Below are 14,068 nucleotides of genomic sequence, written 5' to 3' on the forward strand. Positions count from 1 at the left end.
ATCAAGTGGCGCAATCGTCACGACGCCTGTCTGCGTGCAGATCGCGGCGCGCTGGCGCAGATGCACTGGCCGTGCTTCAAGCCAGCGCAACAAAGAGCTGCGCGCAGACAGGTGTCGCCTAACCGATTGTTTTTGTTGAAATAGGTGGCATCCAGAAGGTCCGCCAGCCGCACCGCGTGGCTGGTCAAGGCAACCAGCCTTCACTTCGCCACGCAGCACGACCGGCGAACCTTCTGAATGCCATGACGGTTGGGCCACTTGATCAGCGTTGCCCTAGATCTTCTTTGGTCGCTGCCAGCCCGGTACCGAGTTCTGACGGCCACGCGCAAGGGTCAGTTGTTCATCGGGCGCGGAGCGCGTGATCACCGACCCGGCACCAATGGTTGCATTGCGACCGATCCTGACTGGCGCGACCAGAGAGGAGTTGGAGCCGATGAATGCACCGTCGCCGATCTCGGTCTGGTGTTTCTCCACGCCGTCGTAATTGCAGGTGATGGTTCCCGCTCCGATATTGACCTGCTCGCCAATCACGGCGTCGCCGACATAACTCAGATGATTGATCTTGGATCCGCTGCCGAGCTTGGTATTTTTGGTTTCAACAAAATTGCCGACGCGTGATCCTGCGCCGAGTTCGGTACCCGGACGAAGTCGCGCAAACGGGCCGATCACGCAGGGGCCGTGAGTGACAATGCCATCGATGTCGCAGTGCGCGCGGATCACGGTGCCAGCCGCCAGACGCGAGTTGGCGATGCGCGTGAACGGTCCGATCGAAACTTCATCACCGAGCGCGACGTCACCTTCGAGAATGACATCGACATCGATCTCGACATCACGTCCGACGGTCGCCGTGCCGCGAACATCAAATCGTACCGGGTCGGTAAAGCGCACCCCGAGACTTGCCAGTTCGGTGGCGCGCAGGCGCTGGTATTGGCGTTCAAGTGATGCCAGTTGCCAGGGGTCGTTGGCACCGAAGACCTCCTGTGGATTCGTGCAATGGCTTGAATCGGCGGGTTCACCTTCTTCGCTGGCCTGGGCGAATATATCGGTCAGGTAATACTCACCCTGGGCGTTATCGCTGGACAGGTTGTTGAGCCAGACGCGCAAGCGACGCGCCTCGGCGGTGAGGATGCCGCTGTTGACCCAGGTGATGGCGCGCTGTTCGATAGTGCAGTCTTTTTCTTCGACGATGGCGTGGACCCGGCCAATTCCGTCGCGGACGATGCGTCCGTAGCCATGCGGCTCCTCGAGTTGCGTCACCAATGCAGTCAGTGTGCCTGGATTGAGCAGTAGGCCCTCAATGGTCTCGCGACGGATCAGCGGTACATCGCCATACAGAACGAGCACGCGTGCAGCTTCGGGAATCGCATCCATGGCCAGTTTTACCGCGTGGCCGGTACCGCGCTGCTGTGCCTGATGGACCCAGGACAGATCCGGGTCGGCGAATGCGGCGCGAACCTGGTCGCCGCCGTGTCCATAGACGATATGGATTGCCGCAGGTTCTATTGAGCGTGCCACGTCGAGCACATGGCCGAGCATGGGTTTGCCGGCCAGTGGCATCAGCACCTTGGGGCGGGCCGACCGCATGCGCTTGCCTTCGCCAGCGGCAAGGATTACGACATGCAAATTCGCAGCAGACATCAGCGTATCTCCCCGAAAGAAGTTCGAAACCAGTTCGAAACATTAGCGGAAATACCCGGCCCGGGGAACGGAAACGAATATCTGCAGCGGTCGATCGGTCATCGACACGCGACAAGCGGCGACTGGGTGTGAAAGACAATGAGCGGAAAAGCGCTGAGCCGTTAGCGGGAAAAGCAGTACTGGAAACCCGGCGATTCCTTCGTTGTTTGTTGTCCTGTTTGACAGCAAACGGGTCAGACACATGCTATTTGCGCTAACCGCTAACCGCTAACCGCTAACCGCTACTCAGTGCCTGAGATTGCGCCGCAGTTGTTCGAGTGCCTGCAACTGGGCCATGGCCTGGGCGAGCTGGTTCTGCGCATCGGCGATTTCCATGGCATCAGTACGATTGGCCAGGGCACGCTCGGCTTCTTCCTTGGCCTTGACCGCCGCTGCTTCGTCAAGATCGGCAGCACGTGCGGCCGTATCAGCGAGGACGGTGACTACCTGCGGTTGGACCTCAAGAATGCCGCCAGAAACATAGAAGAACTGTTCGTCGCCGTTCTCAAGCTTCAGGCGCACCTGGCCAGGCTTGAGTCGGGTAATCAACGGCGCATGTCGCGGCGCGATGCCAAGTTCGCCCATCTCGCCGGTCGCAACAACCATGCTCACTTCGCCGTTGAAGATTTCCTGCTCGGCACTGACGATGTCGCAACGGATGGTGCTCATTTGGTCTCTCTCTCATTTCATTCGATCGACGGGAGTGGGGAGTAGGGAGTGGGGAATGGATGGAAGCGGGCGCTCTGCGCGGCTTGTTTTCCAATCATTGCTACCTGTCCCTCAAACCCGGTTTGTTGAAATCAGGGATGGCGAAGTGGCTTTGCTTTCTCACTCCCCACTCCCCACTCCCGATTTCCCACTCCCCGCTGTTATGCGGCCTTCTTCGCCATCTCTTCTGCCTTGGCGAAGGCATCGTCGATGCCACCGACCATGTAGAAGGCCTGTTCCGGCAGATGATCGCACTCGCCGTCGCAGATCATCTTGAAGCCGCGGATGGTTTCCTTCAGGGTCACGTACTTGCCTGGTGCGCCGGTGAAGACCTGGGCGACCGTGAACGGCTGCGAGAAGAACTTCTCGATCTTGCGTGCGCGGTAAACCGTGTTGCGGTCGTCTTCGCTGAGCTCGTCCATGCCGAGGATGGCGATGATGTCCTTGAGCTCCTTGTAGCGCTGCAAGGTGCCCTGGACGCGGCGTGCGGTGTCGTAATGCTCGTTGCCGATGACCAGCGGATCGAGCTGGCGACTGGTCGAGGCCAGCGGATCCACCGCCGGGTAGATGCCGAGGCTGGCGATGTCGCGCGACAGGGCCACGGTCGAGTCCAGATGGGCGAACGTGGTTGCCGGGGACGGATCGGTGTAATCATCGGCAGGCACGTAGACGGCCTGAATCGAGGTGATCGAGCCGGTCTTGGTCGAGGTGATGCGCTCCTGCAGGCGACCCATTTCGTCGGCCAGGGTCGGCTGGTAGCCGACCGCGGACGGCATGCGACCAAGCAACGCCGACACTTCGGTTCCGGCCAGCGTGTAGCGGTAGATATTGTCGACGAAGAACAGGATGTCGCGCCCCTTGCCGGTTTCCGGGTCGATATCGTCGCGGAAGTACTCGGCCATGGTCAGGCCGGTCAGGGCGACGCGCAGGCGATTGCCCGGCGGCTCGTTCATCTGGCCATAGACCATTGCCACTTTCGACTGCTGGATGTCGTCGAGCTTGACCACGCCGGCTTCAATCATCTCGTGGTAGAAGTCGTTGCCTTCGCGGGTGCGCTCGCCGACGCCGGCGAACACCGAAAGTCCGGCGTGCTGGGTGGCGATGTTGTTGATCAGCTCAAGCATGTTGACGGTCTTGCCGACGCCGGCGCCGCCGAACAGGCCAACCTTGCCGCCCTTGGCGAATGGACAGACCAGGTCGATGACCTTGATGCCGGTTTCGAGCAGATCGTTGCTCGAGGACTGGTCGTCATAGGCAGGTGCTTCGCGATGGATGACCCACTTTTCCTTTTCGCCAATCGGACCAGCTTCATCGATCGGAGTGCCGAGCACATCCATGATGCGGCCAAGGGTTTCCTTGCCCACTGGCACTTTGATGCCTTCGCCGGTGTTGCTGGCGATCAGGCCACGCTTGATGCCATCGGTCGTGCCGAGTGCAATCGTGCGGACGACGCCATCACCGAGCTGCTGCTGCACCTCAAGCGTGATTGCCATGCCATCGATGGTCAGTGCGTCATAGATCTTGGGCACAGAATCGCGCGGAAATTCGACGTCGACGACGGCGCCAATGATTTGTACGACTTTGCCTTGGTTGCTCATGCGGGTAACTCCGTAGCATTCAAACGTTTCGGCTCGTGGCGGGTGCCGCGATGCCTCTCAATTTTGGGAGTGGGGAGTAGGGAGTGGGGAGTAGGAGAGGAAAAGCTGTTGCTTGTCCATTTCCCACTCCCCACTCCCGACTCCCGCTCTATACAGCTGCCGCGCCGCTGACGATTTCCGAGATTTCCTGGGTGATCGCGGCCTGGCGGGCCTTGTTGTAGACCAATGTCAGATCGCCGATGGCCTTGGTCGCGTTGTCCGACGCGCTCTTCATGGCCACCATGCGCGCTGCGTGCTCACTGGCGAGATTTTCCAGGGTGGCCTGATAGACCAGCGATTCGACGTAGCGCGTCAGCACATGATCGAGAACAGTGGCTGCATCGGGCTCGTAGAGGTAATCCCAGGAGTGCGTGGTTGGCATTTCATCCGAGGGCGGCAATGGCAGCAGCTGATCGATCGTCGCCTTCTGCGTCATCGTGTTGACGAAATCGTTGTAGACCAGCGACAGGCGGTCGATCTTGCCGTCGGTGTAGGCATCAAGCATGACCTTGATCACGCCGATCAGCTGGTCAACCTGTGGCTTCTCACCAAGATGGGTGACGCTGCCGAGCATGTTGACCTTGAGGCGACGGAAAAACGAAGTTGCCTTCTGGCCGATGCAGACCATGTCGACCTCAATGCCCTTGTCCTGGCATTCGCGAATCTGTGTGAGCAGACTGCGGAACAGGTTGGTGTTGAGGCCACCGCACAGGCCGCGGTCGGTCGAGACGATCACGAAACCGACACGCTTGATCTCGCTGCGACCGACCATGAACGGGTGCTGGTACTCGCTGTTGGCATGCGCAATATGGCCGATGGCCTGGCGCATCAGGCGTGCATACGGGCGCGAGGCCTTCATCAGGTCCTGCGCCTTGCGGATTTTCGATGCCGAGACCATTTCCAGCGCACGCGTCACCTTGCGGGTGTTCTGCACGCTCTTGATCTTGGTTTTGATTTCTCTTCCGCCGGCCACGTTTACCTCACACTTTCGTTATTGCAGCAGTCATTCGGCTGCGGGCGTTGCTTTTTGGTTCCGAATTCGAGAGCGGTGAATAGTGAGCGGTGAGCGGAAAAGAGCGGCTGTTACCGCTTACCGCTTACCGCTTACCGCTCACCAGCTTCCTGTTGTCTTGAACTCATCAAGGCCGGACTTGAACTGACCTTCGATCTCGCTGTTCCAATCGCCGGTCTCGACGATTTTCTTCATCAGGTCGGCGTAGTTGCTGTGGAAATGCTGATGCAGTGCCGCTTCGAACGGCAGGATCTTGTCCAGTGCCAGATCGTCGAGATAGCCCTTTTCGGCGGAATACACCGACAGTGCCAGCTCGGCGATCGACAACGGCGCGTACTGCTTCTGCTTCATCAACTCGGTCACGCGCTGACCGCGTTCGAGCTGGGCGCGTGTCGCTGCATCGAGATCCGAGGCGAACTGCGCGAATGCGGCAAGCTCACGGAACTGGGCGAGGGCGAGCTTGACGCCGCCGGACAGCTTCTTGACGATCTTGGTCTGCGCAGCACCACCGACGCGCGACACCGAGACGCCGGCGTTGACGGCGGGACGGATACCGGCATTGAAAAGGTCGGTCTCGAGGAAGATCTGGCCATCGGTGATCGAGATCACGTTGGTTGGAACGAAGGCCGAGACGTCGCCGGCCTGGGTTTCAATGATTGGCAGGGCGGTCAGTGAACCGGTTTTGCCGGTGACCGCGCCATTGGTCTGCTTCTCGACGTATTCCTCGTTGACGCGAGCGGCACGCTCGAGCAGACGGGAATGCAGATAGAAAACATCACCCGGATACGCTTCGCGACCTGGCGGACGCTTGAGCAGCAGCGAGATCTGGCGGTAGGCCCAGGCCTGCTTGGTCAGATCGTCATAAATGATCAGCGCGTCTTCGCCGATATCGCGGAAGAACTCGCCCATCGAGCAGCCGGAGTACGGTGCGATGTACTGCATGGCCGCCGATTCGGAGGCCGAGGCGGCAACGATGATCGTATGCGCCAGCGCATCGTTCTCTTCAAGCTTGCGCACGACGTTGGCGATCGAGCTCTGCTTCTGGCCGATGGCGACGTAGATGCATTTGATGCCGGAATCTTTCTGGTTGATGATCGCGTCGATGGCCAGGGCAGTCTTGCCGGTCTGGCGATCGCCGATGATCAACTCGCGCTGACCGCGGCCGATCGGGATCATCGAGTCGACTGACTTGTAGCCAGTCTGCACCGGCTGGTCGACCGATTTGCGCCAGATCACGCCCGGCGCGACCTTCTCGATCGGCGCGGTGTGCTTGGCATTGATCGGACCCTTGCCATCAATCGGATTGCCGAGCGCATCGACGACGCGACCGAGCAATTCGCGGCCGACCGGCACTTCGAGGATCTTGCCAGTGGTCTTGACGGTTTCGCCTTCGCGCAGGTGCTCGTACTTGCCGAGGACCACGCAGCCAACCGAGTCGCGCTCGAGGTTGAGAGCAAGGGCGATGGTGTCGCCAGGCATCTCGACCATTTCACCGGACATCACGTCATTGAGGCCGTGCACGCGCACGATGCCGTCGGACACACTGGTGATGGTGCCTTCGTTGCGCGCATCGGCAGTGAGTTTGAACTCCTCGATGCGATGCTTGATGAGTTCGCTGATTTCGGACGGATTGATCGTGGTAGCCATTTTCGTTTCCCGGTTCGTGCACGCTGTGTGTCGTGCGCGTTTTTCAGTGTTTTGGGTATGCAGTGAGCGGATAGCGGTGAGCGGTAAGCGGGAAAAACAACGGCTGCGCGGGTTGTTGTCGCTCTTCCCGCTTACCGCTGTCCGCTTTTGCGCTCACTGAACAAGCGCCTGTTCCAGGCGCGCCAGGCGGCCGCGAATCGAACCATCAATGACGGTTTCACCGGCATCGATGATCGCGCCACCCATCATTTTCGGATCGACAGACTGAGTCAGCTCGATATCGCGATCGAAGCGACGCTTGAGTGCCGCCCTGATCTTTTCCAGTTCGGGCTCATCGACGCGCGTCGCCGTGCGCAGACGTACCTTGAGTGTGCGCTCGGATTCAAGCTTGAGCTGCTCGAACAAGGCGGCGATTTCAGGGAGTACGTGCAAGCGACCGTTGTCGGCCAGCAAGCTGATGAAACGACCGAAATCGGTGTCGATCTTTTCGCGATGCGGAATAAACAATGAAGCCAGTTCGCTGTTGCTCAGGCGAGGATTGCCGAGCAGCGCGATGATGCGCGAATCGGTCGCCACCTCGGCGGCAAACGCAAGCTTTTCGGCCCAACTGGCCAGGGCCGCGTGCGAATGCGCCGTCTCGAAAGCGGCGCGTGCATACGGTCTGGCCAGAGTCAGTGCGCTCGACATGGGCTTAGATCTCGCTCACGAGTTGATCGAGCAGATCCTTGTGCGCGTTTGCATCGATCTCGCGCTTGAGAATCTTCTCGGCACCGGCCACGGCCAGTGTAGCGACCTTGCCACGCAATTCCTCGCGGGCACGATGCGCCATGCTCTCGATTTCAGCAGCTGCGATGGCTTTCTGCTTGGTGCCTTCGACGATCGCGTCGGTGCGCGCCTTGTCGACAATCTGGTTGGCCTGCTGGGTCGCCTTGTCGATGATCGCCACGGCATCGACGCGAGCCTTGCGGATCTCGTCGGCCACGCGGGCATCGGCGTCGGCCAGTTCCTGGCGGGCGCGGTCAGCGGCAGCCAGACCTTCGGCGATCTTGGCCTGGCGTTCTTCGATGGCTCCGATGATGTGCGGCCAGCCAAACTTCATGACCAGCCAGGTCACGGCGAAAAACACCAGACCCTGAATAACCAGAGTGATATTGGGAATCATTGTTCTTGCTCCTGCAACACGGCGGCCGTCAAGCCGCCGCGCGGATGCCAGTATTGATCTATTACTTGATGCCGAGAGTAGCGAGCAGCGGGTTCGCGAACAGCAACAGCAGAGCGATGGCGACGCCGATGATCGGCACCGCATCGAGCAAGCCGGCGACGATGAACATCTTGGTCTGCAGCATCGGGGTGAGTTCTGGCTGACGCGAAGCGCCTTCAATGAACTTGCCACCAAGGATGGCGAAGCCGATCGCCGTTCCGAGCGCGCCGAGTCCGATCAGAAGGCCGGCGGCGATAACCGTCATGCTGAGCAGGTCACCGACTTGGGCAACGTTTGCGATGGTTTCCATGATTGTCTCCGTGTTTCTCTAAAGTTGAATGAAATAGGGAACAGCTTCTAGTTGAAAAGTGCAGCCAAGGATGCCTGCTGTTTGATTCTCGCGATCACGGATGATCGCAGAAGTACCGTTTGAAGCGTGCAATTGACGATGAAACTAATGATGTTCGGCCGCCATGCTCAGGTAGACGATGGTCAGCACCATGAAGATGAAGGCTTGCAGCGTAATGATGAGGATATGCAGCACGGTCCAGAGGAACCCGGAAATCAACTGCACGGTACCGAGAAGATAGGTCGAGACTTGATCAAGCGAGGCGCCGAGCGTCATCACCGCGATCAGCACGAAGATCAACTCGCCCGCATACATGTTGCCGAACAGTCGCAGTGACAGTGACAGCGGCCGCACGGCCTCCTCGATGACGCGCAGAAGCAGGTTGGCTGGCGCGAACCACGGCCCAAACGGTGCGGTGAACCACTCCTTGAAGAAGCCGAAGAAGCCCTTGTGCTTGAGGCCGACATACTGGATCAGCAGAAACACGGTGAGCGACATGCCGATGGTGGTATTCAGATCGGCGGTCGAAACGACGCGCATGTAAGCGTGCTGAGGATCGTGACCGGCCATCTCGTTGGCTCCGGCCCAGGCCCACGGCAGCAGGTCGACCGGAAGCAAATCCATGAAATTCATCAGGAAAACGAGCACGAAAATTGTCAGTGACAGCGGTGCGATGAGCTTGCTGCGACCGTGGAAGGTCTCGCGGACCATGCCATCGACCATCGACACCACCATTTCGATGGCGCATTGCACCTTGTTCGGCACCCCAGCCGTGGCGCGGCGCGACACGCGCAGAAACAGCCAGACGAACAGGGACGCCGCCAGCAACTTGAACAGTACGCTGTCAATATTGACCATGAAGAACGGATTTTCGGTACCCGGCAACTGCACCTGCCAATGATGCAGATGGTGCTGGATGTACTCGGTCATGCTCTGCGATGCGTGTTCGCTGGCCATCGGGTTACCTGATTGCAATGAGGGCGATCCAGAACGAAAACTGTGCTGCCAGGATGCCGGCGATCAACCCGGCGAATGGCAATTTCAAGACTGCAATGGCCAGTGTCAGCGCCAGAAACAGCCAGAACCATTTAATGACTTCCGCCGCGTAGACGGAATGCAAAACGTTGCGTGCCGAGGCGACTCCCCGCCCAAACAAGCGAATTGCGAACAAGCCATTTCCGACCGCGATGATGGCGCCGCCCGCGAGGGTGGCCATGCCGATCCGCCAGCCAAGCGTCGAGGCGATCAAGGCGACCAAAACGGTCACGCCGATCTGCAATAGCGCGGTGCGAACTGCCACCCGCCGACCATTGGCGATGGAATTGCGCACTTGAGCCTGCCCGAATGCTTCATGGAATCGCTGCACGACAGCAAAAAGCTGCTTGCAGAGCCGACGAATGATATCAGTACGGCTTTGACCGTCGCAACCCGATTGTGTCCGTGAAGCGAACGTTTGCAGGTGCTCGCTGGCAGCGCCATCCACAAGCCGGCGAATGGCTGCGCATTGATGAGCTTGATTCGACCTTGTCCGGCACATCTGCGGTGCCATGCAAGACCTCGATATGAGCTTTCGAATGCGTCCAAATGCCGCAGTATCTGGCGGCTCCGGGCGAAACCCCGGTGAGCACCGGAACTGCAGCGGTTGCCGCTGATGGTATGTGCTCGGCATAATCGGAAGCCCCGGCTGGTCCCTGCCGCGCCAGAGTTGTAACGCGATGAGCCAATCTGCCGATGCCTTTCTTGAAGTTGCAGCCGGTAAAACGGTGTTTGCCGAAGGCGATGCAAGCAAGGTGATGTACATCATCGAATCGGGCAGCATTGATCTGCTGGTCGAAGCCTGCGGCACGGAACCGATTGCCAGCTTGGGTCCTGGCGATTTCTTTGGTGAGTTGTCAGTGCTCGACGATCAGGCGTGCTTTGCCACGGCGATTGCGCGCAAGCCGACCCGGCTTTTGAAAGTCGAGCGCGAAGGATTCTCAAGCCTGCTGCAGCAGGACGTCGACATCGCGCTGCACTTGCTGCGGACGCTTGCTCAACGGCAACAGCAATGGGTCAAGCGCCTGGCTTCGGCAAAACCTGACGTTGAAGCGAAAAAGCGCAAACCGGCGCCCGTGCCTGCACCCCGGCAATCGGCCAGCAAGCCCACCTTGCCAGCAGCCGAACAACCTTCAATGACGATGATCGAGGCGCCGGCGCCGCTGCCGACGCCGAGCAGCGGTTGCGTGCTTCGCCACGCCAAGGGCCAGGTCATCGGACTGGATCCGAATCTCAACGAGTTCCTGGTCGGTCGGCCCGACCCTGCGGCAGGTGTCAGCCCCGAGGTGGATCTGAGCCCGCTGGACCCTACCCGAAGCTTGAGTCGCCGCCACGCCAAGCTGATTCGTCAGGGTCAATTGTTCTTTGTGCGAGAAGAATCGCGCACGGTCAATGGTACCTTCGTGAACAACGTACGCATCAAGACCGGAGAAGATGTCCCGGTCAAACCCGGCGACAAACTGCGTTTTGGTGCGGTAGAGATCGATTTTTCTGCCGCCTGATGCGGCTCGGAGAGCGAAAATGGTGAATGTGCGTGAATTGCCTGAGTCCCTGTCCGGGGTCGATCTCGGCGTGATCGACGCCCTCAAGGCGCTCAAGGAAGAGGCCGACATCCTGCGCAAGCGCTTGTCCGGACTGGAAGACGTCAAAGCTGACTTCGATCCGGCCGTGTTCAGTCGCGTTCATGGCGACTACATCAGGCAAGTGTCCGAGATCGAAACCAAGGCAGAGCCACTGCGGCAGAAGGCGCGTGAGTCTTATGCGCGGCTGCGGGGCGCACTGACCGAGATCAGCAACGCTCACGAAGCGGTCAAGCTTGATCGGCAGGAAATCGAATTGCGCCGCAAGCTCGGCGAATTCAACGAAGAGGAATACAGCAAGCGACTCAATGCCATCGAGGCTTCATTGAGTGAGCGGACAGCCGCGCACAAGCAGGGCGAGGCTCTGCGAGCACGCTTCCTTGAAGTTTTCGATAGTGAGGAAGAGCTGATCCAGGCCGCCGCTCATGGTCCGTCAAACACCCAGGAAATGCCGGTTGCCGAAGATGTCGATATCCCCATGGATGCCGAGGTGCTCGATATTCCTGCGGCACAGACTCAGATCCTGCAGGTGCTCAAGCTGCCTGAACCACCGAAGGTGCCATTGCCGCCCACGACGCCAGGTGCAAAGCCAGCTTTTGGTGCCAATGCAACCATGTCGCTGCGAACCGCGCGTCTGGTCCCGCAAAATCCGGAAGCGGGTCGCACGGCCATACCGCTGCCACCGAAACCGGTTTCCCTGGGTTCTGATGCTGCCAGCGAAATCCGTATCGGCGGGCCTGGCGTCGAAGCCAGGCATGCACGCATCACGGTCGACTCGCAGGGCTACACACTGTCTGATCTGGACAGCAAATCGGGAACCCGCGTGAATGCTGAAGCGATCAAGCAGCGTGTGTTGCGACATGAAGACGTGATCCAGATCGGCATGGCTCGATTCGTCTTCCGAGAGGGCTGACGTGGCCCTCGACATCAAAGAGGAAAAGCTCGACGAGATTACTGCGCTCGGGCTGAAGGGGCGGCTGGATACCGATACGGCCGCTGATCTGGAGCTCGCCGTACAGGATCTGATCGATGCCGGAGCTGATCATTTCATCGTTGATCTCGCTGGCGTCGGCTATGTCAGCAGCGCCGGATTGCGCGTGCTGCTGATGTTGGCCAAGAAAGTCGATGGCAACGGCAGCTTGCGGCTTTGCGGCCTGAATCCGACCGTTCGGCAGGTTTTCGATGTCGCCGGATTCACCCAGTTGTTCAAGATTTTCCCGGATCGGGATGCCGTGCTCCAGCAAGGTGGCGCGGCCAAACCGAAACCGGCGGCCAAGAGCGGCAATACGCTGGCCGCAACTGCGACGAAGCTGCTCGGTATCAAGGCGGCCAAGCCGTCAAACACCAGGCTCGACGCGCAACAGGTAGCTGAAGTTGCGCGTGTACTGGGGATTTCCGGCTGATCAGTAATTCGGGTCGAACGGTGGCGGAATCCGCACCGGGGAATCCACCGCATCGCGGCTGATCGCCAGCAGGGTCAGATCATCGGTGGCTTTGGCGGAGCCAACGAATTCGCCGAGTTGCTGGTTGATCTCGGCCAGGATACCGGGCGCATCACTGGCTTTGGCCAACGCCGCCGTCGGTCGCTCGATACCGAATTGTTGTCCTTCCTCGTTTTCGGCCTCATCAAGGCCATCGGTATAGAACAGCAGACTGGCGCCGGGCCGCAGGTTTATCGTCGACGCGCCGAAATGGGTTTGTGCACTCGCGCCGAGTGGCGCGCCAGGCTCCAGAGTCACGGCTTCGACGGTGCCGTCTTCATTTCGCAACAACGGCGACGGATGACCGGCGTTGGCGATTTCGATGTCACCACTGGCGGCATCGATGGCGATGATCTGGGCGGTGACGAACATTCCGCCTTCGAGCTCATCCAGAAGTAGAACATTCAGCGTGACGAGCAGGTCGAGCGGGTTGCCTGCCTGGCTGGCAAGCAGGCGAACGGCCATTCCGAATCGCGCCATGACCAGCGCCGCCGACACGGCCTTGCCGGAAACATCGCCAATCACGATGCCGATGCGGTCATCAGAAAAGCGGAAGTAGTCATAGTGATCGCCGCCGACCACGCGCGCCGGAACGTAAGATTCAGCGAATTGGAAACCCGACTGACGCAAGGCGTTTTGCGGCAGGAAATGCTGCTGCACGCGTCGCGCCAGAAGCAGGTCGCGCTCAGCACCTTGGCGATCCGAATGACTGCCGCGCTCGGCTTCGAGCAAGCCACCGATGACGCTGGCGATGCCCTTGCCCAGCGATCGATCCAGCGTGCTCCAGGTGTCGGAGCGTTCTGATTCTGCAACGAGAATGCCGAGCGTCTCGCCGCTGAGAATCACCGGCGCGGCAAGAATTCCAGCCGGGGCATCGGCCACACCAAGCGGCTGAATCACCGAAGCACCCCCGGCAACGCCGTCAACATGACGCTGGCATGCCTTGGCGAGTGCCGCCGAGCGCTGCTCGACTTCGGGTGCAGCGCCAGCTTGTCGGGAAAAGGGCAAAAGCTGACTGCTGCCTGGCCGGGTCACAAACAGGGTCACCCGCGTACAGCCCGAGAAAGCATCGCGCAGCGTGTCGAGAATCTGTTCAATCAGTTGCGCAGGGCTTTCCCGCCGCGCCGGAAGGGCGGCAGTCCAGGCCAGCAACTCGAGTCGATCCAGAAGTTGTGGGAATGAGCTGTTGTCATCGGATCGGGCTGCCCTGGCTTCGGTCAGGTCCAGTCTGACCGGAACTTCACCGATGACCAGTTCGAGCGTGCCTTCGACTTTGAGGTTGCCATGGATCGGCTTGCCTTTGAGCAAGCTTCCATTGGCGCTGCCGAGGTCATGGAAATGCCAGCTTCCATCATTGTTGACGCAAATTTCCGCATGCCGACGCGAGACGGTGGAGTCATCAATGCGCACATCGCAATACGCTCCCCGACCAATAATGACCGATTCGCTGAAGCTGAACTGCTGGCCTTCGAGTGGGCCGCCGGTAATGGTCAGGCTTGGCATGATTGGATCGCAATATCGGCAAGTTCAGCGAAGCGCGCGTTCGCTTGTGAAGTCTTGTTGTTCACGATTTCATCCCCTCCACTGGACCCAATGTCCATCGACCAGGATTGTGCTTCGTGCCTGAAGCGTGTCTGCAGGTCGATGATCCGCATGCTTCAATACATTCACCCCGCAGTGTCGCATGAGGATCGCCGGACGTGAATATTGCACTGACTGAAAAGTGGGCAACACCTGCAAT

14 protein-coding genes are annotated in these 14,068 nt (G+C 59.6%); 3 read left to right on the top strand and 11 right to left on the bottom strand.

Features of this window, described 5'->3' with window-relative positions:
- Nucleotides 1-273: 273 nt before the first annotated feature.
- The 10 genes from glmU to VFN25_RS06225 all read right to left on the bottom strand — a co-directional run bounded on the left by glmU (nucleotide 274) and on the right by VFN25_RS06225 (nucleotide 9,780).
- Entirely contained in the window at nucleotides 274-1,638 is a 1,365-nt protein-coding gene (glmU, locus tag VFN25_RS06180) for a bifunctional UDP-N-acetylglucosamine diphosphorylase/glucosamine-1-phosphate N-acetyltransferase GlmU (RefSeq protein ID WP_325139916.1), read from the bottom strand.
- A 285-nt stretch (nucleotides 1,639-1,923) separates the two neighbouring features.
- A complete protein-coding gene (locus VFN25_RS06185; protein WP_325139918.1) occupies nucleotides 1,924-2,346 on the bottom strand; it encodes a F0F1 ATP synthase subunit epsilon in 423 nt (140 codons plus the stop codon).
- A 200-nt stretch (nucleotides 2,347-2,546) separates the two neighbouring features.
- A complete protein-coding gene (gene atpD / locus VFN25_RS06190; protein WP_325139920.1) occupies nucleotides 2,547-3,983 on the bottom strand; it encodes a F0F1 ATP synthase subunit beta in 1,437 nt (478 codons plus the stop codon).
- A 148-nt stretch (nucleotides 3,984-4,131) separates the two neighbouring features.
- On the bottom strand, nucleotides 4,132-4,995 hold the full coding sequence (gene atpG / locus VFN25_RS06195; RefSeq protein WP_325139922.1) for a F0F1 ATP synthase subunit gamma: 864 nt from the start codon (nucleotides 4,993-4,995) through the stop codon (nucleotides 4,132-4,134).
- Nucleotides 4,996-5,133: 138 nt separating this feature from the next.
- Nucleotides 5,134-6,681, bottom strand: coding sequence for a F0F1 ATP synthase subunit alpha (gene atpA, locus VFN25_RS06200; RefSeq protein WP_325139926.1), 1,548 nt, complete (start codon nucleotides 6,679-6,681; stop codon nucleotides 5,134-5,136).
- Nucleotides 6,682-6,834: 153 nt separating this feature from the next.
- Entirely contained in the window at nucleotides 6,835-7,368 is a 534-nt protein-coding gene (locus tag VFN25_RS06205) for a F0F1 ATP synthase subunit delta (protein WP_325139927.1), read from the bottom strand.
- Between the two features lie 4 nt (nucleotides 7,369-7,372).
- Nucleotides 7,373-7,843, bottom strand: coding sequence for a F0F1 ATP synthase subunit B (locus VFN25_RS06210; RefSeq protein WP_325139928.1), 471 nt, complete (start codon nucleotides 7,841-7,843; stop codon nucleotides 7,373-7,375).
- Between the two features lie 61 nt (nucleotides 7,844-7,904).
- Complete coding sequence (gene atpE / locus VFN25_RS06215) at nucleotides 7,905-8,147, bottom strand: F0F1 ATP synthase subunit C (RefSeq protein WP_414648875.1); 243 nt, start codon at nucleotides 8,145-8,147, stop codon at nucleotides 7,905-7,907.
- A gap of 189 nt (nucleotides 8,148-8,336) precedes the next feature.
- The gene (gene atpB, locus VFN25_RS06220; protein ID WP_325139932.1) at nucleotides 8,337-9,188 is read right to left on the bottom strand and encodes a F0F1 ATP synthase subunit A; all 852 of its coding nucleotides are present in this window, start codon (nucleotides 9,186-9,188) and stop codon (nucleotides 8,337-8,339) included.
- 4 nt (nucleotides 9,189-9,192) lie between these two features.
- Nucleotides 9,193-9,780: an ATP synthase subunit I gene (locus tag VFN25_RS06225; protein WP_325139934.1), complete on the bottom strand. Its 588-nt coding sequence runs from the start codon at nucleotides 9,778-9,780 to the stop codon at nucleotides 9,193-9,195.
- A gap of 166 nt (nucleotides 9,781-9,946) precedes the next feature.
- Between VFN25_RS06225 and VFN25_RS06230 the strand changes: the two genes are divergently transcribed.
- The 3 genes from VFN25_RS06230 to VFN25_RS06240 are packed head-to-tail and all read left to right on the top strand — an operon-like array spanning nucleotide 9,947 to nucleotide 12,249.
- Entirely contained in the window at nucleotides 9,947-10,768 is an 822-nt protein-coding gene (locus VFN25_RS06230; protein WP_325139936.1) for a cyclic nucleotide-binding domain-containing protein, read from the top strand.
- A gap of 19 nt (nucleotides 10,769-10,787) precedes the next feature.
- Nucleotides 10,788-11,759 carry an FHA domain-containing protein gene (locus VFN25_RS06235; protein WP_325139938.1) on the top strand — a complete coding sequence of 324 codons (972 nt, stop codon included), beginning with the start codon at nucleotides 10,788-10,790 and terminating at the stop codon, nucleotides 11,757-11,759.
- 1 nt (nucleotide 11,760) lies between these two features.
- Nucleotides 11,761-12,249: an STAS domain-containing protein gene (locus VFN25_RS06240; protein ID WP_325139940.1), complete on the top strand. Its 489-nt coding sequence runs from the start codon at nucleotides 11,761-11,763 to the stop codon at nucleotides 12,247-12,249.
- Here the strand turns inward: VFN25_RS06240 and VFN25_RS06245 are convergent, their stop codons facing one another.
- Nucleotides 12,250-13,830: a SpoIIE family protein phosphatase gene (locus tag VFN25_RS06245; protein ID WP_325139942.1), complete on the bottom strand. Its 1,581-nt coding sequence runs from the start codon at nucleotides 13,828-13,830 to the stop codon at nucleotides 12,250-12,252.
- Between the last annotated feature and the right edge of the window lie 238 nt (nucleotides 13,831-14,068).

Source organism: Dokdonella sp., assembly GCF_035703485.1.
Lineage (GTDB): Bacteria > Pseudomonadota > Gammaproteobacteria > Xanthomonadales > Rhodanobacteraceae > Dokdonella.